This window comes from Halomonas denitrificans, assembly GCF_003056305.1.
Lineage (GTDB): Bacteria > Pseudomonadota > Gammaproteobacteria > Pseudomonadales > Halomonadaceae > Halomonas > Halomonas denitrificans.
The window spans coordinates 234633-252996 of sequence record NZ_PYVX01000003.1 but is presented as its reverse complement, the minus strand read 5'-3'; the positions used below and the strand labels follow the sequence as shown (position 1 = coordinate 252996).

At 69.7% G+C, this 18364-nt stretch carries 16 protein-coding genes; 6 read left to right on the top strand and 10 right to left on the bottom strand.

Annotated elements, in window-relative coordinates:
* The first annotated feature begins 20 nt into the window (after window positions 1-20).
* The 4 genes from ubiA to C9F13_RS10585 all read left to right on the top strand — a co-directional run bounded on the left by ubiA (window position 21) and on the right by C9F13_RS10585 (window position 5153).
* Window positions 21-917 (top strand): 4-hydroxybenzoate octaprenyltransferase, encoded by an 897-nt coding sequence (gene ubiA / locus C9F13_RS10600; RefSeq protein ID WP_108446234.1) that lies wholly within the window; start codon window positions 21-23, stop codon window positions 915-917.
* 87 nt (window positions 918-1004) lie between these two features.
* Window positions 1005-1694, top strand: a complete 690-nt coding sequence (gene phoB, locus C9F13_RS10595; RefSeq protein WP_108446233.1) for a phosphate regulon transcriptional regulator PhoB — start codon at window positions 1005-1007, stop codon at window positions 1692-1694.
* 1 nt (window position 1695) lies between these two features.
* Window positions 1696-3024, top strand: coding sequence for a phosphate regulon sensor histidine kinase PhoR (phoR, locus tag C9F13_RS10590; protein WP_108446232.1), 1329 nt, complete (start codon window positions 1696-1698; stop codon window positions 3022-3024).
* A gap of 140 nt (window positions 3025-3164) precedes the next feature.
* Window positions 3165-5153, top strand: coding sequence for a methyl-accepting chemotaxis protein (locus tag C9F13_RS10585; RefSeq protein WP_108446231.1), 1989 nt, complete (start codon window positions 3165-3167; stop codon window positions 5151-5153).
* Between the two features lie 17 nt (window positions 5154-5170).
* On the opposite strand, the gene cysZ is transcribed toward C9F13_RS10585, so the two are convergent.
* From cysZ to C9F13_RS10555, 6 genes are all read right to left on the bottom strand, one after another.
* A complete protein-coding gene (cysZ, locus tag C9F13_RS10580; RefSeq protein WP_108446230.1) occupies window positions 5171-5911 on the bottom strand; it encodes a sulfate transporter CysZ in 741 nt (246 codons plus the stop codon).
* An 81-nt stretch (window positions 5912-5992) separates the two neighbouring features.
* Complete coding sequence (gene phoU, locus C9F13_RS10575) at window positions 5993-6721, bottom strand: phosphate signaling complex protein PhoU (RefSeq protein WP_108446229.1); 729 nt, start codon at window positions 6719-6721, stop codon at window positions 5993-5995.
* Between the two features lie 23 nt (window positions 6722-6744).
* Window positions 6745-7563, bottom strand: a complete 819-nt coding sequence (pstB, locus tag C9F13_RS10570; protein ID WP_211310946.1) for a phosphate ABC transporter ATP-binding protein PstB — start codon at window positions 7561-7563, stop codon at window positions 6745-6747.
* A 32-nt stretch (window positions 7564-7595) separates the two neighbouring features.
* On the bottom strand, window positions 7596-9155 hold the full coding sequence (gene pstA / locus C9F13_RS10565) for a phosphate ABC transporter permease PstA (RefSeq protein WP_108446227.1): 1560 nt from the start codon (window positions 9153-9155) through the stop codon (window positions 7596-7598).
* Window positions 9152-10375 (bottom strand): ABC transporter permease subunit, encoded by a 1224-nt coding sequence (locus C9F13_RS10560; protein WP_108446226.1) that lies wholly within the window; start codon window positions 10373-10375, stop codon window positions 9152-9154. The genes pstA and C9F13_RS10560 overlap by 4 nt, the downstream gene beginning before the upstream one ends.
* Before the next feature lie 68 nt (window positions 10376-10443).
* A complete protein-coding gene (locus C9F13_RS10555; RefSeq protein WP_108446225.1) occupies window positions 10444-11421 on the bottom strand; it encodes a phosphate ABC transporter substrate-binding protein in 978 nt (325 codons plus the stop codon).
* A 176-nt stretch (window positions 11422-11597) separates the two neighbouring features.
* On the opposite strand from C9F13_RS10555, the gene C9F13_RS10550 reads away from it, so the two are divergent.
* Window positions 11598-12005 (top strand): acyl-CoA thioesterase, encoded by a 408-nt coding sequence (locus C9F13_RS10550; protein ID WP_108446224.1) that lies wholly within the window; start codon window positions 11598-11600, stop codon window positions 12003-12005.
* Between the two features lie 82 nt (window positions 12006-12087).
* Here C9F13_RS10550 and C9F13_RS10545 read toward each other — a convergent pair whose 3' ends face one another.
* The 3 genes from C9F13_RS10545 to hexR all read right to left on the bottom strand — a co-directional run bounded on the left by C9F13_RS10545 (window position 12088) and on the right by hexR (window position 16412).
* The gene (locus tag C9F13_RS10545) at window positions 12088-13176 is read right to left on the bottom strand and encodes a TRAP transporter substrate-binding protein (RefSeq protein ID WP_108446223.1); all 1089 of its coding nucleotides are present in this window, start codon (window positions 13174-13176) and stop codon (window positions 12088-12090) included.
* A 115-nt stretch (window positions 13177-13291) separates the two neighbouring features.
* A complete protein-coding gene (gene uvrD / locus C9F13_RS10540) occupies window positions 13292-15490 on the bottom strand; it encodes a DNA helicase II (RefSeq protein ID WP_108446222.1) in 2199 nt (732 codons plus the stop codon).
* Between the two features lie 58 nt (window positions 15491-15548).
* Window positions 15549-16412: a transcriptional regulator HexR gene (hexR, locus tag C9F13_RS10535; RefSeq protein ID WP_108446221.1), complete on the bottom strand. Its 864-nt coding sequence runs from the start codon at window positions 16410-16412 to the stop codon at window positions 15549-15551.
* A 268-nt stretch (window positions 16413-16680) separates the two neighbouring features.
* Between hexR and C9F13_RS10530 the strand changes: the two genes are divergently transcribed.
* Window positions 16681-16896, top strand: coding sequence for a PA3496 family putative envelope integrity protein (locus C9F13_RS10530; RefSeq protein WP_108446220.1), 216 nt, complete (start codon window positions 16681-16683; stop codon window positions 16894-16896).
* Between the two features lie 97 nt (window positions 16897-16993).
* Here the strand turns inward: C9F13_RS10530 and C9F13_RS10525 are convergent, their stop codons facing one another.
* On the bottom strand, window positions 16994-18334 hold the full coding sequence (locus C9F13_RS10525) for a sodium-dependent transporter (RefSeq protein WP_108446219.1): 1341 nt from the start codon (window positions 18332-18334) through the stop codon (window positions 16994-16996).
* Window positions 18335-18364 lie beyond the last annotated feature (30 nt).

Genomic DNA, 18364 nt, shown 5'->3' with positions numbered 1-18364 from the left:
TACATAAGCGAGAGACCCAGATGGATCGATCCCTGATGCGCCCCAGGGGCCTGGACCGGCTGCCCGACTTCCTGCACCTGACCCGCCTCGACCGCCCCATCGGCACCTGGCTGCTGATGTGGCCTACCCTGTGGGCGCTGTGGATCGCCGCCGAGGGGCTACCCGGCCGCCGGGTGCTGCTGATCTTCATCGCCGGGGTCTACCTGATGCGCGCCGCCGGCTGCGTGGTCAACGACTACGCCGACCGCCACCTCGACGGCCACGTCAAGCGCACCCGGAACCGCCCCCTGGCCACCGGCCGCATCGCCGAGGGAGAGGCCCAGGGGCTCTTCGCGATCCTGGTGATGGCCGCCTTCGTGCTGGTCTGGTTCACCAACCTCTTCACGGTGATGCTCTCGGTGGTGGGCGTGGCCCTGGCCGCCATCTACCCCTTCATGAAGCGCTATACCCACCTGCCCCAGGCGTTTCTCGGCGCGGCCTTCTCCTGGGCGATCCCCATGGCCTTCGGCGCGGTGCTGGGCACGGTGCCGCCGGCGGCCTGGCTGCTGTTCGCCGCCAACGTGGCCTGGACGGTGGCCTACGACACCGAGTACGCCATGGTCGATCGCGACGACGACCTGAAGATCGGCATCAAGTCCACCGCCGTGCTGTTCGGCCGCGCCGACCGGCTGATGATCGGCCTGCTGCAGGGCCTGACCCTGGCGCTGCTGGCCTGGGCCGGGGGACTGCTCGGGCTGGGCGGCTTCTTCTGGCTGGGGCTCGCCGCCATGGCGGCGACCTTCGTGCACCAGCAGCGGCTGATCCGCGAGCGCGACCGCGAGCGCTGCTTCCAGGCCTTCCTCAACAACCACTGGTCGGGCCTGCTGGTCTTCGCCGGCATCGCGCTCTCGCTATGGCCGGCGGCCCCGGGCGGCTGAGCGGGCGACAGCCCCGGCCTGTCACGCTATTGTCATCATGACGTGTTGTCATCGTCATCGACCTGCCATAGACCATGAGGCTTCGGGATGAGCGCCAAGACCGTACTGATCGTCGACGATGAGGCGCCGATCCGCGAGATGATCGCGGTGGCGCTGGAGATGGCCGACTATCGCGTCCTCGAGGCGGACAGTGCCCAGGCGGCCCACGCCATGGTGGTCGATCACCAGCCCGACCTGGTACTGCTCGACTGGATGATGCCCGGCACCAGCGGCATCGAGCTGGCCCGCCGCCTCAAGCGTGACGAGGCCACCGCCGACCTGCCGATCATCATGCTCACCGCCAAGGGTGAGGAGGACAACAAGATTCAGGGGCTCGAGGCCGGGGCCGACGACTACATCACCAAGCCCTTCTCGCCGCGGGAACTGGTGGCCCGCCTCAAGGCCGTGCTGCGTCGCGCCACCCCCCAGGGGGTCGAGGACGCGGTGGAGATCGACGGCCTGGTGCTCGACCCGGTCAGCCACCGGGTCAGCGTCGACGGCCGCTCGCTCGAGATGGGGCCCACCGAGTACCGCCTGCTGCAGTTCTTCATGACCCACCAGGAGCGCGCCTACACCCGCGGCCAGCTGCTCGACCAGGTATGGGGCGGCAACGTCTACGTCGAGGAGCGCACCGTGGACGTGCACATCCGCCGCCTGCGCAAGGCGCTGGGCGAGCCCCACCAGCAGCTGATTCAGACCGTCCGTGGCACCGGCTACCGGTTCTCCGCCAAGGGCTGACGTGGGTCGCCTGTGGAGACGCGAAGGCGTGCGCCTGGCGGCCCTGGTCGCCGCCGGCGCCCTGCTCGGCTGGCCCTTCGCCGCCGTCCCGACCGGCATCGCCGTCGGCCTCGCGGCCTGCCTGGCCTTCCACCTGCGCCAGCTCCACGCCCTCCACCAGTGGCTGACCCATCGCCCCCAGGAGGAACCTCCCGCCGCCAGCGGCCTGTGGGGCGAGCTCTTCGACCGCCTCTATCGCTACCAGAAGAGCCAGCGCCTCACCCAGCAGCGCCTGCGCGCGACCCTGCAGCGCATCCAGGAGTCCTCGGAGGCGATGCGCGACAGCGTGGTGATGCTCGACCGCCACGGCGACCTGGAGTGGTGGAACAGCGCCGCCGAGCAGATGCTCGGCTTCCAGCCCCAGCAGGACCGCGGCCAGCACATCACCAACCTGCTGCGCGACCCGCGCTTCGTCGACTACTTCCACGGCCGCGACTACCGTGAGCCGCTGACCCTGGCCTCGCCCATCGACGAGTCGCGGATCCTGCAGTTCCAGATCACCCTCTACGGCGACGACGAGCGCCTGGTGATGGCCCGCGACATCACCCGCCTGCACCGCCTGGAGCAGATGCGCCGCGACTTCGTGGCCAACGTCTCCCACGAGCTGAGAACGCCCTTGACGGTGCTCGCCGGCTACCTCGAGACCTATACCGACATGGCCGACGCGCTGCCGTCCCGGCTGGGCCGAGGCCTCTCGTCGATGCAGGCCCAGACCGAGCGCATGCAGAACCTGGTCGACGACCTGCTGCTGCTGTCGCGCCTGGAGATCGACCGGGGCGGCCGCCACGACGGCCCGGTCGACATGGCGGCGCTGCTCGAGGCGGTGCGCCGCGATGCCGAGGCGCTCTCCGGCGGGCACCACGTCATCTCGGTGGAGGACACCGCGACCGGCGCGCTGGTCGGCAACGAGAAGGAGATCCGCAGCGCGCTCTCCAACCTCGCCTTCAACGCCGTGCGCTACTCGGGGGACGGCTGCCATATCGTGTTGCGCTGGCGGCCCCAGGGGGACGGCGCCTGCCTGGAGGTGCAGGACGACGGCGAGGGCATCGACCCGGTGCACCTGCCGCGCCTCACCGAGCGCTTCTACCGCGTCGACAAGGGCAGAAGCACCGCCACCGGCGGCACCGGCCTGGGGCTCGCCATCGTCAAGCACGTGCTGCTGCGCCACGACGCCCGCCTGGAGATCGACTCCCGCCCCGGCCGCGGCGCCACCTTCCGCTGCGTTTTCCCCGTCACCCGGCTGGTCGATAACCAGATACCGCCGGCTTCTCAGGCGGTTGACGTGTCCTGACTTGATGCAGGTCATTTCCAGCGGTCTCTCTTCGCCCCAGGACTCAAGCCAGGCCTCAGGGCGCCGTAAGACGTAGGGACTTCGCCCCGGACCGCTTCCTCAGGGAGGTGGCCGTCCCTGACCCTTGGAGAGACGCGTCCATGATCGCCCTGCTACATCGCCTTCCCGTCTCGCGGAAATTCTGGCTGGTTCTGGCTTTGCCCCTACTGGCGCTGGCCTGGTTCGCCACCGGCGGTGCCCTCGAACGCCAGCGCCTCGCCGCCAACATGGACAGTCTCGTCCAGCTGACGCGACTCTCGGACAAGGCGGGCCAGCTGGTCCATGCCCTACAGCTCGAACGTGGCTTGTCCGCGGGCTATCTGGGCAGCAACGGGCGGCGGTTTGGAGAACGCCTGGCGGCGCAGCGCCCGACGACCGATGCCCGCTACGCCGACTTCGAGGGGAGCCTCGACGCGTTGGCCCCCGCCACCCTCGATCGGCAGCTTGCCGAGGGCGCCATCGAGATCCGCCGTCGCATGGCCGAGACCGCGACGCAGCGCCAGCGGGTCGATGCCCTGGACGTGGCAAGCGATGACGTCGTGGAGCACTACACCGCCCTGAACGCCGCCTTGATGGACATGGTAGGTCGCCTGAGCCATGTCGCCGACTCCGCAACCATCACCCGCCAGCTGGGCGGCTACTTCAGCCTCCTGCAGGCCAAGGACCTAGCCGGTATCGAGCGCGCCCTGCTGGCCGGCGCCTTCGCCGCCGATACCATGTCGGAGGTCCAATACCGTCGTCTGCTGGCCATGTTCGGCCAAGAGGCCGCCTTCCTCCAGGCCTTTCGCGCCCAGGCCGACGCCGCGCTGGGCGAGCGTCTCGACCAAGCGCTCAGCGGACCGACGATCGGCCGTCTTGAGGCACTTCGTCGGCTCGCCATGGAGCGGGGCAGCGAGGGCGGCTACGGCGTCGATCCCCAGCAGTGGTTCGACCAGCAGACCCACAAGATCGAAGGGCTCAAGGCCGTTGAGGAAGCGGTGTCGCAGCAGATCCTGGACGGTGCCATCGACCGACGCGATACCGCGCGACGCGAGCTCTGGCAATACCTGGCGATCGCGCTGCTCGCCTCGGCACTGGCCATCGTACTTTCCAGCCTGATCGTGCGCAGCATACTGGGGCCGCTGAACCGCAACCTGGACGCTATCCGGCAACGCGGCAGCGACCTTACCCGACGCCTGACGGTACCCGGCAGCGACGAGCTCTCGTCGCTCTATCTGGCCTTCAATGACTCCTCGGAAGAGACCGAACGGCTGGTCGGCAGCATTCGTCGCGGCGCCCAGTCCGTGGAAGTGGCCAGCGGCGAGATCGCCATGGGCAACCAGGACCTGGCACAGCGCACCGAGCAGCAATCGGCCTCGCTGGTCGAGACCGCTTCCAGCATGGAACAGATCACCGCCACGGTGCGTCACACCGCCGAGACTGCCCGCCAGGCCGAGGCCATGACCGACCGGGTCGCCGACGAGGCCGGCGAGTCGAGCCGGGTCGCCAGCCAGGCCCTAGAGGCCATGCAGCAGATCCACGCGGCCAATCAGCAGGTGACCCACATCGTCGGCGCCATCGATGGCATCGCCTTCCAGACCAACCTGCTGGCCCTGAATGCCTCCGTGGAAGCGGCACGCGCCGGCGAGCATGGTCGTGGCTTCGCCGTGGTGGCAAGCGAGGTGCGTCAGCTGGCCAGTCGCAGCGCCGAGGAAGCCGACCGGATCCGTCGGCTGATCGACAACAATGTGGCACGCATCGATGCCGGAGAGGCCCTGGTCAAGACCACCAGCGATACGCTGGACAGCATCGCCCAGCAGGTACGCGACCTCGACGCCCTGGTCCGGGACATGTCGGCGGCCACCGATGAACAGTCGACCGGCATCGAGCAGATCAACCAGGCCATGGCCCAGCTGGAGGAGGTCACCCAGCAGAATGCCGCCCTGGTGGAGCAGGTCGCCGCCGCCAGCCGTTCCCTGGATGATCAGACCGGCGAGATGAACACCCTCATCGGCCGCTTCCAGATCCGCGAGGCGGACCAGACGATCTCATCAGGCGTGGACCAGAGCGCGGCCACGAGCGCCGGGCGACGCCTCGCCGAGCCGGCATGACGCCGCCCTAGGGGAACTCAGCGCGCCTGAGGCGGTGCGACGGTTTCCAGGCCGCGGTAGTGGCGGTCCCACATCAGCACCCCGGCGGCCACGGCGCCGGGCAGCAGGAAGAGGTTGGCCAGCGGCAGCCAGGTGATCAGGGTCACCCAGCCGCCGTAAGTCAGGGTCGGCCAGCGGCGCGCGGCGAGCCGGGCGCGCATGTCGCGAAAGCTGACCCCATTGTTGTCCATCGGGTAGTCGAGGTAGGTGATCGCCATGATCCAGGCCGTGAAGGCCGCCCACAGCAGCGGCGCAATCAGGTTGAGCACCGGGATCCAGCTGATCACGAAGAGCAGCGCCATGCGCGGCAGGATGTAGGCCAGCTTGACCAGCTCGCGGCCCATGGCGTCCACGGCGGTCTTCGCCAGGCCCCGGTCGTCCAGCGGCGGGCGCCCGGTCGCCTCGACCTCGACCCGCGCCGCCAGAAAGCCATAGAAGGGCGCGGCGATCAGGTGGGTCACCAGGGTGAAGGTGAAGAAGACGATCAGCACCAGGCTCACCACGAACAGCGGCCAGATCAGCCAGGAGAGCCAGGTAAGCCACTCGGGCACCATCGCCATCCAGCCGTCGAGCCAGCCGCCGAAGTTCCCCAGCACGTAGCCGAGCATGGCGCCGTAGACCAGCAGGTTGACGAGTATCGGCAGGAAGACGTAGCGGCGCAGGCCGCGGGAGTAGACCAGGCGGGTGCCGCGGGTCAGCGCGGTCAGGGCATCGAGCATCCGGACAGTCCTCATCATCACGTGAAGGCCGCCGCCCGAGGGGCGGCGGCCTGCGCATTGAGGGTCAAGCGGGGGACGAGGTCAAGACTTGCGCTCGAAGATGTCCTTGTCGAGGTCCTCGGGATCGGTATGGCGGATGTCGAGCCCCTTGACCAGGTAGACGACGTACTCGGCCAGGTTGTTGGCGTGGTCGCCGATGCGCTCCAGGGCGCGCAGGATCCACATCACGCTGAGCACCGGCGAGATCGCGCGGGCGTCCTCCATCATGAAGGTCATCAGCGAACGCATGGCGCTGCCGTACTCGTTGTCGACCTCGTCGTCCTCGTGGACCAGCTTGAGCGCCAGCTCGGTGTCGAGGCGCGCGAACGAGGTCAGGGCGTCGCGCACCATGCGACGCACGTGCTCACTGATCATGCGCACCTCGACGAAGCCGCGGTTGCCGCTGTCGGCCTCGATCAGGTCGATGGCGTTGCGGGCGATCTTGCTCGCCTCGTCGCCGATGCGCTCCAGGTCGGAGGCGGCCCGGATCACCGCCAGCACCAGGCGCAGGTCCGAGGCAGTGGGCTGACGCCGCGCCAGCACCTGGGTGCACTCCTCGTCGATCTTGATCTGCATGTCGTTGACGGCGCGGTCGTTGTCGACCACCCGCTGGCCGAGCTCGGAGTCGCGGTCGAGCAGCGCGCCCACGGCGTCCTGGACCTGCTTCTCGACCAGGCCGCCCATGGCCATCAGGTGGGTCTTGAGCTCGTCGAGCTCCTGGTTGAACTGCCGCGAGATATGCTGGCTGTGGATATCGCTGGTAATGTCCATGGGATCTCTCCTTGGGCCGGCCGTCAGGCCATGCGCCCGGTGATGTAGTTCTCGGTGCGCGCCAGGCGCGGATTGGTGAACAGGGCGTCGGTGGGCGCGTACTCGACCAGCTCTCCCTGCTGCAGGAAGGCGGTGTAGTCGGAGACCCGCGCCGCCTGCTGCATGTTGTGGGTGACCAGCACCAGGGTCAGGTGCGACTTCAGGTTGCGGATCAGCTCCTCGATCTTCAGCGTCGAGATCGGGTCGAGGGCCGAGGCCGGCTCGTCGAGCAGCAGCACCTCGGGCCCCACCGCCAGGGTGCGGGCGATCACCAGGCGCTGCTGCTGGCCGCCGGAGAGCGACCAGGCCGAGGCGCGCAGCCGATCCTTCACCTCGTCCCACAGCGCCGCCGAACGCAGCGCCCACTCGATGATGTCGTCGCGCTTGCGCTTGCTGAGCCCGCCCTGTAGGCGCAGCCCGAAGGCCACGTTGTCGTGGATCGACATCGGGAAGGGGTTGGGCGACTGGAACACCATGCCCACCCGTCGCCGCAGCTCCGCCACCGCCACCTCGGGGGCATGGATGTCCTCGCCCTCGAGCAGCACCTCGCCCTCGCGCACCACCTCGTCGTTGAGGTCATGGAGGCGGTTGAGCACCCGCAGCAGGGTCGACTTGCCGCAGCCCGAGGGGCCGATGAAGGCGGTGACGCGGTGCCGCGGCACCCTCAGCGTGAGGTTCCTGAGCGCGGTCTTGTCGCCATAGGCGAGGCTCAGCCCCCGGATGGCCAGGCTGCTGGCCTCGGGGGGAAAGTCGATGATCGCCGCCGGGTCGGGCGACGACCGCTGTTCCTTCACGAGTGGCATCGAGACTCCCGGGTGGCGCCGCGCGTCGGGCCTCATCGGCGCGTGAGCGCCCCATGACGCGTACTGAGATGATGCCGCAGAAATATTGCGGTCAGGTTAAGCACAAGGATCACCAGCACCAGCAGCAGCGCCGTGGCATAGACCAGCGGCATCGCCGCCTGGACATCGCCGCCGTGGAAGGCGGCATCGAAGATGTGGTAGCCCAGGTGCATGAACTTCCTTTCAAGATGCAGGAAGGGAAAGTCGCCGTCCACCGGCACCTGGGGCGCCAGCTTGGCGACCCCCACCAGCATCAGCGGCGCCACCTCGCCGGCGGCCCGGGCCACGGCCAGGATCACCCCGGTGAGCATGGCCGGGGCGGCCATCGGCAGCACCACCCGGGAGAGCATCTCCAGCCGGGTCGCGCCCAGCGCCAGGGCGCCCTCGCGCTGCTGGTCGGGGATCCGTGCCAGCCCCTCCTCGGTGGCCACGATCACCACCGGCAGGGTCAGCAGCGCCAGGGTCAGCGAGGCCCACAGCAGCCCGCCAGTGCCGAAGGTCGGCGAGGGCAGCGCCGCCTCGAAGAACCAGCTGTCCAGGCGGCCGCCGATACCGTAGACGAAGACCCCGAGGCCGAAGACGCCATAGACGATGGAGGGCACCCCGGCGAGATTGCGCACGGCGATGCGCACCAGCCGCGTCAGCCGTCCCTGGTGGGCCACCTCGTTGAGGTAGATCGCCGCCAGCACCCCGAAGGGCGTCACCAGCAGCGACATCAGCATGACCATCAGCACGGTACCGAAGATCGCCGGCCAGACGCCGCCGGCGGTGTTGGCCGCCCGCGGCCCCTCGGAGAGGAAGCGCCAGACGCCCTCGCCCCAGGCGGCGAGCCTGTCGAGGGGCGACATGGCGTTGGGCCGATAGGCGCCCAGCGCCTGCGCCAGCGGCACCGTGAGGGTGCCGCCGTCGGCGGTGGCGAGCTCGAGGCGCCCGCCCGCCATGGCCGCCTGCAGTTCGCGCAGCCGGGCGTGAGCGGCCTCAAGCTCGCGCGCCGCCGCCTCGTCGTCGCGCCGCCCGGCGAGCGGCAGGATCACCTCCTCGCGCAGGCGGTCGCGGGCGTCGCGCAGGGTGCCGAGCTCGGCCAGGCGCGCCTCCAGGGCCGTCCAGGCGGCCTCCCCCTCGAGCCGCTCTCCCCCCGCGCCCTGGACCGCCACCAGGTGGCCGATGGCGCGACCCCAGCGGCGACGCTCCACCACCACCAGGTCCGCGGGGTAGCCGACCGCCTCGATGGCCGAGACCCGCACCCAGGCCCAGCGCTCGCCGTCCAGGTCGCGATTGCCGGTGCGATAGAGCCGCTCGAGGCCGTCACCGTCGGCGAGCGGCACCTCGCGGACCCCTTCGCCGGCGAGCTGGCGGCCATCCTCGAGGGTGACGAGTGCCACCGGCGAGGGCCAGAAGTGGCCCAGGCCGCGCACCGTCAACAGCACCAGCAGGGCCAGCAGGGCGAGCAGCGAGAGCGCCACGCTGCCCGCACAGAGCCAGGCGCCAGCCCCCTCGCCGCGGGGCAGGCGCAGCCGGCGAGACGCGGCCGTTTTCGTGACTCCTCCCCTCATGCTCCGCCTCCCAGGCGACGATAGCGGCGGCGCAGGCGCGTGCGCACCAGCTCGGCCAGGGTGTTGACCAGGAAGGTGAAGACGAACAGCGCCAGGGCCGCCAGCAGCAGCAGCTGGTAGTGCACGCCTCCGGGGCCGGCCTCCGGCAGCTCGATGGCGATGGTCGCCGCCAGGGAGCGCAGGCCGTCGAGGGGATTGAGGGTCATCAGGGCGGCATTGCCGCTGGCCATCAGCACGATCATGGTCTCGCCCACGGCCCGCCCGGCGCCGATCATCACCGCCGAGAAGATCCCCGGCGAGGCCGCGGGCAGCACCACCTTCCAGAAGGTCTGCCAGCGGGTCGCCCCCAGCGCCTGGGCGCCCTCCGCGAGGCTCGACGGCACCCCCGAGAGGGCGTCCTCGGCCAGCGCATAGACGCTCGGCATCACGGCGAAGCCCATCGCTGCGCCGACGATCAGGGCGTTGCGCACGGCGATGTCGAGCCCCAGGCGCAGCTCCAGGAAGCGGCGCAGGTCGCCGTCGAAGGCGACGGCCTCGAGCCAGGGGGCGAGCCACACGGAGGCGGCCAGCACCAGCGCCAGCCAGGGCACCAGCCACAGGCCGGCCCAGCCCAGCGGCAGCGCCTCGCGCCAGGGCGCGGGGAGCCGCGACCAGAGCCCGCCGGCCAGCAGCGGCCCCGGCACCAGCAGCAGCAGGGCGGCGGCGACCTCCGCCAGGTGCCGCTCGACCCAGGGCGCCAGCACCAGGCCGGCGACGAAGCCCACGACCACGCCCGGCAGCGCCTCCATCAGCTCCAGCGTCGGCTTCAGGCGGCTGCGCAGGCGCCGGGACATGAAGAGCGACGAGTGGGCCGCCGCGCCCAGCGCCAGGGGCACGGCGATCACGAGTGCCCAGGCCGCCGCCTCCAGGGTGCCCCAGGCGAGCGGCGCAAGGCTGATCCGCGGCGTCTCGTCCGGCGCCAGGGTGGCGGTGGGCGCCCAGCGATGGCGGCTGGCGTCCTCGGCGGCCTCTCCGCCGCTCCAGAGCGCCTCGGGGGAGATCGCGCTCGCCTCCCCCGACGGCCAGAACAGCGGCACCACCTCCACCGCCAGGAAGAGCCCGATGGCCAGCAGGGCGGCGATCACGCCGATGCCCCCCGCGGTGATCAGCGCGGTGGCCAGGCGATCGCGCCCCTGACGCAGGCGGCGTCGCACGGCTGTCGGCGGGGGGGAGTCGAGCATGACCGGACCTGTGGAAGACGGGGGCTAACGAAAGAGTACGACAGGGTGATGACAGGCGGATGACAGCGTCAGCCGCCGTCCGCCAGCGACAGCGCACGGCGCTGGCGTCGTCGCTGCGCCTCGGGCAGGGCGACGAAGCCGAGCTCCTCGACGATGGCCTGGCCCGCGGGCGAGAGCACCAGGTCGAGGAAGGCGCGCTCGGGGGGCGGCAGCGCCTCGCCCGGAGGCAGGTTGAGGTAGAGATAGAGCTCGCGGGACAGGGCGTACTCGCCGCGGCGCACCGCCTCGGGGTCGGGGGCGCGAAGCGTGCCGTCGTCATCGCGATGGGCCAGGGCCTTCACGCCCGGGGTGAGGTGGTTGAGGCCGGCATAGCCGATGGCCCGCGGATCCTCGGCCACCGCCGCCACCACCGCCGCCGAGCCGGGGTGCTCGTTGATCGCCGGGCGGAAGAGCCCGCCGCAGAGCGCGACCCGCCGGAACAGCGCCTGGGTACCGGAGGCCGCGTTGCGGCCGTGCAGGCGGATGCGCCCCTCGGGCCAGTCGAGCCCCAGCGCCTGCCAGTCGCGGATCGCGGCCGGCGCCCCGCAGCGCTGCGTGTCGGAGAAGACGGCGTCCAGCTCGCGGCGCCCCAGGCCCGCCAGCGGGTTGTGGCGATGCACCACCACCACGAGGGCGTCCCGGGCCACCGTGAGCTCCCGGGGCGGATAGCCGTGGCGGGCGACGAAAGCGCGACGCTCGACCTCGCTCATGGGGCGCGACATCGGCCCCAGCCGGGTGGTCCCGGCCACCAGCGCCGGCGGCGCGCTGGCCGAGCCGCTGGCCTGCAGCTGCAGCCGGATGCCGGGATGGCGGCGCGCCAGCGCCTCGCCCCAGCGCAGCATCAGGCCCGCCATGGTATCGGAACCCATGGTCCCCAGGGTCCCGACGATCGCCTCGCCGCTGTCACGATCATCGGCCTGCGCCTGGGACTGAACCTGAAACAGGGGCACACAGCACGCGATCAGCAGCAGCCAGAGGAGCGGACGGCGAAACGGGACGGCGGACATGACGGCTCCTCGAAGCGCGAAGGTGAAGCAGACGATAGCGGGAGATCGCGGCCGGCGGCAGGATGTCACACCGCCACGGTGGTGAACGCAGGGCCTCGACGTATACCATGGAGCGGCGATGAACACCTCCACCCCCGACGCTTCCCACAACAACAATGCGAGTCGAAACGCCCGCCATGACCGACATCGACGATACCCCCGCGCCCCAGGGTCGGCTGACCCTCAAGCTGCTGGCCAGCCGCCAGGATACCAATCTGCACGGCGACATTCCCGGCGGCTGGCTGGTCGCCCGCATGGACGAGGCCGCCGAGGTGGCCGCCGGCCGCGAGGCCCTGGGCCGCACGGCCAACGTGGCCATCGAGGCCATGGACTTCCTCTGCCCGGTGCGGGTCGGCTCGATGGTGAACATCTTCACCCGCGTCAGCGAGATCGGCCACAGCTCGATCAAGATCGACGTGGAGGTGTGGATCCGCGCGCCCCACGAACGCGATCCCCAGGAGCTGCACAAGGTCACCGAGGCGCGCTTCGTGATGGTCGCCCTGGACGAGAACGGGCGGATCCGCGGCGTGCGCCAGCACGACTGACGCCCCGCCGGGACGCCGCTCCCGACTGCCCTGGGCGCCGCGAGGGCGCCCGGGGCGGTGTCCGGTACCTCCGGGTGCGCCGTCAGGCGCCGACCTTCTCCCGGGTCTTCAGGTAGGCGAACTCGCCCACGTCGGTGAAGCGGCGCACCTTCTGCTGGAAGGCGGTGTAGGAGTCGTAGATCCGGCGCGACGCCTCGTCCTTTTCGACCTGCTCGGCGAGGACCTGGCGGGCGGCATCGTGAAGCGCCACCAGCACCTCCTCCGGGAAGGTGCGCAGCTGCACATTGTGCTCGTCGACCAGGGTCTCGAGGGCCTCGGCATTGCGCACCGCGAACTCGCTGCTCATCGCCAGGTTGGAGGCCATGGCCGCCTCGGTCACCACCGCCTGGAGATCCTCCGGCAGGGCATTCCAGGCGTCCAGGTTGACCATCCCCTCGAGCACCGCACTGGGCTCGTTCCAGGCCGAGGTGTAGTAGTACGGCGCCACCTGGTGCAGGCCGAAGGCCAGGTCGTTGTAGGGGCCGACCCAGTCGGCCGCGTCCAGCACGCCGGTCTGCAGGGAGGTAAAGATCTCGGACCCGGGCGTGTTCACGGTGGTCACGCCGATGCGGTTCATGGCCTCGCCGGCAAGCCCCGGCAGGCGCAGCTTGAGGCCCTGCATGTCCTCGAGCGAGTGGATCTCCTTCTTGAACCAGCCGGCCATCTGGGTGCCGGTGTTGCCCACCGGGAAGGGCTTGAGGTTGTGCTTGGCGTACTCCTCGTCCCACAGTTCCTGCCCGCCGCCATGGTAGAGCCAGGCGTTGGTCTCGGTGGTGGTCATGCCGAAGGGCACGGCGGTGAAGAACTGGGCGGCCAGGGTCTTGCCCCGCCAGTAGTAGGAGGCGGAGTGACCGAGCTGCGCGGTGCCCTGGCCCACCGCGTCGAACACCTCCAGGGCCGGCACCAGCTCGCCGGCGCCGTGCACCCGGATCTTCATGCGGCCCCCGGACATCCGCTCGATGCGGGCGGCGAAGTCGTTGGCGCCGGTGCCCAGTGCAGGGAAGTTCTTGGGCCAGGAGGTCACCATGTCCCAGGTGATGGTCTCCTGGGCGCTGGCCGTGGCGATGAAGGGGGCGGTGGCGCCGGCGGCGGCACCGACGCCCACGGTCTTGAGAAACTGACGGCGTTGCATTGCGAGCATGACTCCGTGAGGCTTGTTATTCCCGCGGGGGCGCGGGCGATGGGTGTGTCCGCCTCGGAGTATGCGTCACGGCTGATTTAGCCGGCAAGCGCCGCGCCGGGCCGGGTCACAGCGGGGTGAGCTTGGCGAAGCCCAATACCAGCCACTTGTCGCCCTCGCCCTCGAAGCTGACCTGCACCCTGGCGCGCTCGCCCTCCCCCTCGGCGTTGAGGATCACCCCCTCGCCGAAGACCGGATGGCTGACCCGCTGGCCCAGCGACAGCGACGGCAGATCGCCGCCGCCGTCGACGCTCTCCTGGCGCGGTCCGGGGCGCGAGGCGGTCACCGGCCGCGAGATCTGGCCGCGCAGGCGCACCTCTTCCAGATACTCCTCGGGCAGCTCGCGCAGGAAGCGCGACGGCCGCTGGAAGGTCTCCTTGCCGTGCAGCCGGCGAAGCTCGGCGTGGGTCAGGTAGAGCTTGCGCATGGCGCGGGTCAGGCCCACGTAGCAGAGCCGGCGCTCCTCCTCCAGGCGCCCCGGCTCCTCCATGGACATCTTGTGGGGGAAGAGCCCCTCCTCGACCCCGGCGATGAACACCACCGGGAACTCCAGCCCCTTGGCCGAGTGCAGGGTCATCAGCTGCACGCAGTCCTCGAACTCGTCGGCCTCGTGATCGCCGGCGTTGAGCGCCGCCTCGGAGAGGAAGGCCTCCAGCGCCGCCCCGCCCTCGCCGGCCTCGGGCGGCACGAAGGTCTCGCCCTGGGTGAAGGCCTTGGCGGCGGTGACCAGCTCCTCGAGGTTCTCGACCCGCGCCTGCCCCTTCTCGCCCTTCTCGCTGCGGTGGTGCTCGATCAGCCCGGAGACGGTGATGACGTGATCGATGATCTCGTGGAGCGCCAGCCCCGCGGTGTCGTTGTCGAGCCGCTCGATCAGGTCGGCGAAGGCGCGCACGGCCGTGGCGGCGCGCCCCTTCAGCGAGGCGTCGAGCAGCGCATCGTGCAGCGCCTGCCACAGCGAGACCTCGGTCTGGCGCGCCCTGGTGCGCAGCACCTCGACGGTACGGGTGCCGATGCCGCGGGCCGGGACGTTGATCACCCGCTCGAGCGAGGCGTCGTCGTCGCGATTGAGCAGCAGGCGCAGGTAGGCGAGGGCGTTCTTGATCTCCAGGCGCTCGTAGAAGCGCTGGCCGCCGTAGATGCGGTAGGGCACGCCCTGGCGGATCAGCGTCTCCTCGAGCACCCGGGACTGGGCGTTGGAACGGTAGAGGATGGCGATCTCGCGGCGATTGACGCCCTCCTCGACCTTCTCGCGGATGGTATCGACGATGAAGCGCGCCTCGTCCAGGTCGTTGAAGCCCGCGTAGACCGAGATCGGCTCGCCGCGATGGCCGGCGGTCCACAGCTCCTTGCCCATGCGCTCGCTGTTGTGGCGGATCAGGGCGTTGGCGGCGTCGAGGATGGCGCTGGTGGAGCGGTAGTTCTGCTCCAGGCGCACGGTCCTGGTGCCGGGGAACTCCTCCTCGAAGCGGCGGATGTTCTCGATGCGCGCCCCGCGCCAGCCGTAGATCGACTGGTCGTCGTCGCCGACCACGGTCATCGGGGTCGACATGCCGGTGAGCAGCTTGAGCCAGGCGTACTGCAGGGTGTTGGTGTCCTGGAACTCGTCGACCAGCACGTGGCCGAAGCGCTCCCGGTAGTGGGCCAGCAGCGCCGGATTGTCGCGCAGAAGCTCCAGGCTCCTGAGCAGCAGCTCGCCGAAGTCGACCAGGCCGCCGCGCTCGCAGGTGAGCTGGTAGCGCTCGTAGAGCTCGACCATCTGCGCCATGTAGGCGTCGCCGTGGGCGTCAACCTGGTGGGGGCGCAGCCCCTCCTCCTTGCAGCCGGAGATGAACGACTGGACCTGGCGCGGCGGGAAGCGCTCGTCGTCGATGCTATGGTCCTTGAGCAGCCGCTTGATCAGGCGCAGCTGGTCGTCGCTGTCGATGATCTGGAAGTGCTGGGGCAGGCGGGCGTCCTGCCAGTGGGTGCGCAGCAGGCGGTGGGCGATGGAGTGGAAGGTACCGACCCAGACGTTGCGCAGGGAGATGCCGAGCAGCGCCTCCAGGCGGGTGCGCATCTCCCGGGCCGCCTTGTTGGTGAAGGTCACGGCGAGCAGCGCGTAGGGCGAGAGGCCCTCGGCCTGCATCAGCCAGGCGATGCGGTGGACCAGCACCCGGGTCTTGCCGGAGCCGGCCCCGGCCAGCACCAGCAGGTTGCCCTGGGGGGCGCTGACGGCCTCGCGCTGGGCCGGGTTCATGTGGTCGAGAATCGCCGTGACGTCGTCCATAGCGCAGGGGTAGCCGGGTCAAAAAATGGAGGCCCAGCTTAGCATACCGGGGGTCGCCTCAGGGCTTGCCGTCCTGCTCGGGGAAGCGCAGCGGGGTGAGGCTCTTCTTCACCTCGCGAAGCTGCTCGGCGAGCCTGGGCCCGCGGGTCTTGGCCACGCCCACCGCCAGCACGTCGACCAGCACCAGGTGGGCGATGCGCGAGCTCATGGGGGTGTAGATCTCGGTGTCCTCGTGGACGTCGATATAGAGCGGCAGGGTGACCTCCTCGGCGAGCGGGGAGCCGCTGGGGCAGAGCCCGATCACCGTCGCGCCGGCCTCCCGCGCCAGGCGCACGCTGGCCACCAGGGCCCGGGTGCGGCCGGTCTGGGAGATCGCCACCACCACGTCGCCCTCCTTGAGGGTCACCGCCGACATGTTCTGCATGTGCGGGTCGGTGTAGGCGGCAGTGGAGATCTGCAGGCGGAAGAACTTGTGCTGGGCATCGGCGGCCACGGCCCCCGAGGCGCCGAAGCCGTAGAACTCCACCCGGTTGGCCATGGCCAGGGCGTTGATCGCCTGGCTGAGCGCCTCGTTGTCGAGCCGGTCACGCACCGAAAGCAGGGTGCCCACGGTGGAGTCGAAGATGCTGTGGGAAAACTCCACCACCGAGTCGCTGTCGTTCATCGAGAACTGGGCGAACTGGCTGCCGGAGGCCAGCATCTGCGCCAGCTGCAGCTTGAAGTCCTGGAAGCCGTTGCAGCCCAGGGCGCGGCAGAAGCGCACCACGGTGGGCTCGCTGACCTTGGCCTCGGTAGCCAGGTCGACGATGCGCATGTGGATCACTTCCTCGGGGTTGCGCAGCACGAAGCGCGCGACCTTCTGCTCGGAGCGGCGGAAGTGCTCCATGCGACGTCTCATCTCATCGAACAGGGCACGGCTCACTCGGGGGCTCCTTGCTGGCGAGCCGCCTCACGGGAAGGCGGCAAAACGATGGGCGGGTTCATGTTCACAGTATGCCCCAAGGCGAGGGGCGATGCGCACCCCGTCGCGCACGACGGCGCGGTGAGGGGCGCGCCGGGCAGCGTTGACGGCGCGTTGTGCATTAGCGGCATGCGCCGTCATCATTCTGTCAAGTGAGATATAGTAAGAGATGCAGTGTCGCGCAGCGTCATGGATGCCGGCACATTCACTGCAGAAAGGAGAGTCGATCATGCGTAATGTCGAACGGTTATCCTCCCTCAAGAGTGAACTCCTCGACATCTTCATGAGCATGGAAGTGGTCGAGCACGAACAGCGGTCTCGCACCGCCGCCCAGCGCAATTTGCGCGCCCGCCGCGGCATCGAGCTGCACAACGAATTCAAGCGCCTCTCTCAGGAGATCGCCCCCCTTCCCGAGGAGACGCTGGCGGAAGACGAGATGCACTGACCGCCCCAGGCGGCGCCTCTTCCCCCCTACGCAACGAGCCCCGCAGGGCGGGGCTCGTAGGAGACGCGACGCGCCGGCGCCAGCCGGCGAGTCGGGCTCAGAGGCTGGAGACGAACACCGCGATCACGCCGATGGGCGCGATGAAGCGGGAGATCACGGTCCATACCTTCGCGCCGGTCTCACCGAGACCCAGCTCTTGACGCACGCCCTCGCGATCCAGCACCCAGGCGACGAAGACGATCGCCAGCAGGCCGGTCAGCGGCAGCAGGAACTTGCTGGTCACCGTATCGAGCAGGTCGAAGATGTTCAGGCCGAAGATCAGCACCCCATCCCAGACGTTGAACGCCAGCAGCGCGGCGATGCCGAGTGCCCAGGTCGCCGCCCCGGCCACCAGGGTGGAGGCGAGACGCGACAGCGGGGTGCGCTCCTCGACGAACTCCACCACCGGCTCGAGCAGCGAGATCGCCGAGGTCAGGGCCGCGAAGGTGAGCAGCAGGAAGAACATCAGGCTGAGGAGGACGCCGCCGCCCATGTTGCCGAAGGCCAGCGGCAGGGTGACGAAGATCAGTCCCGGGCCGGAGCTGAGATCCAGCCCGTTGGCGAAGACGATGGGGAAGATCGCCAGGCCGGAGACCAGCGCCACCAGGGTGTCGAGGATGATCACGGTCCGCGCGGTCTTGAGCAGGTTGATCTCCTCGTTCAGGTAGGAGCCGTAGGCCATCATGATGCCCATGCCCAGCGACAGCGTGAAGAAGGCCTGACCCATGGCCGCCAGAACCACGCCGCCGTCCACCTTCCCGAAGTCGGGGTTGAACATGAAGCTCAAGGCCTCGCCGAAGTAGCCGGTGGTCATGCCGTAGCCCACCAGCACCACCAGCAGCACGCCCAGTGCCGGCATCAGGCTGCGCACGGCGCCCTCGAGGCCCTTGGTCACGCCGCGGGCGACGATGCCGATCACCAGCAGCATGAACACCGAGTGCCCCGCCAGCAGCAGGCCGGGGCTCGCCAGCATGCCGCTGAACAGCGCGCTGATGCCGTCGGCATCCTGACCGCTGAAGGCCCCGGTGACGGAGCTCAGGGTGTAGTAGAGCGACCAGCCGCCGATCACGCTGTAGAAGGAGAGGATCAGGAAGGCACCGAGGATGCCGCTGATGCCGACGATCATCCAGCCGCGCGAGGCCCCCGCCGACTTGGCCAGGTCGGCCATGGCGTTGGCCGGGTTCTTCTGGCCTCGACGACCGACCAGCCATTCGGCCACCAGGATCGGCAGGCCGACCAGGCCGATACAGAGCAGGTAGATGAGCACGAAGGCGGCACCGCCGCTGTCGCCCACCATGTAGGGGAACTTCCAGATATTACCCAGGCCGACGGCGGAGCCGGTGGCCGCGAGTATGAAGGTCAGTCGGGAAGACCAGTGTGCGTGTTGCTTGGTAGACATAAATCACCCTGATGGTACGTGTCGTCATCG

What these genes read in the sequence shown, in the direction of transcription:
- C9F13_RS10550 (WP_108446224.1), top strand. Translation starts at nt 11,598, where the DNA reads ATGACCGACATCGACGATACCCCCGCGCCCCAGGGTCGGCTGACCCTC.
- ubiA (WP_108446234.1), top strand. Translation starts at nt 21, where the DNA reads ATGGATCGATCCCTGATGCGCCCCAGGGGCCTGGACCGGCTGCCCGAC.
- C9F13_RS10555 (WP_108446225.1), bottom strand. Translation starts at nt 11,421, where the DNA reads ATGTCCGCCGTCCCGTTTCGCCGTCCGCTCCTCTGGCTGCTGCTGATC.
- C9F13_RS10525 (WP_108446219.1), bottom strand. Translation starts at nt 18,334, where the DNA reads ATGTCTACCAAGCAACACGCACACTGGTCTTCCCGACTGACCTTCATA.
- pstB (WP_211310946.1), bottom strand. Translation starts at nt 7,563, where the DNA reads ATGCCACTCGTGAAGGAACAGCGGTCGTCGCCCGACCCGGCGGCGATC.
- phoB (WP_108446233.1), top strand. Translation starts at nt 1,005, where the DNA reads ATGAGCGCCAAGACCGTACTGATCGTCGACGATGAGGCGCCGATCCGC.
- C9F13_RS10545 (WP_108446223.1), bottom strand. Translation starts at nt 13,176, where the DNA reads ATGCAACGCCGTCAGTTTCTCAAGACCGTGGGCGTCGGTGCCGCCGCC.
- cysZ (WP_108446230.1), bottom strand. Translation starts at nt 5,911, where the DNA reads ATGCTCGATGCCCTGACCGCGCTGACCCGCGGCACCCGCCTGGTCTAC.
- uvrD (WP_108446222.1), bottom strand. Translation starts at nt 15,490, where the DNA reads ATGGACGACGTCACGGCGATTCTCGACCACATGAACCCGGCCCAGCGC.
- C9F13_RS10585 (WP_108446231.1), top strand. Translation starts at nt 3,165, where the DNA reads ATGATCGCCCTGCTACATCGCCTTCCCGTCTCGCGGAAATTCTGGCTG.
- C9F13_RS10530 (WP_108446220.1), top strand. Translation starts at nt 16,681, where the DNA reads ATGCGTAATGTCGAACGGTTATCCTCCCTCAAGAGTGAACTCCTCGAC.
- C9F13_RS10560 (WP_108446226.1), bottom strand. Translation starts at nt 10,375, where the DNA reads ATGCTCGACTCCCCCCCGCCGACAGCCGTGCGACGCCGCCTGCGTCAG.
- phoU (WP_108446229.1), bottom strand. Translation starts at nt 6,721, where the DNA reads ATGGACATTACCAGCGATATCCACAGCCAGCATATCTCGCGGCAGTTC.
- pstA (WP_108446227.1), bottom strand. Translation starts at nt 9,155, where the DNA reads ATGAGGGGAGGAGTCACGAAAACGGCCGCGTCTCGCCGGCTGCGCCTG.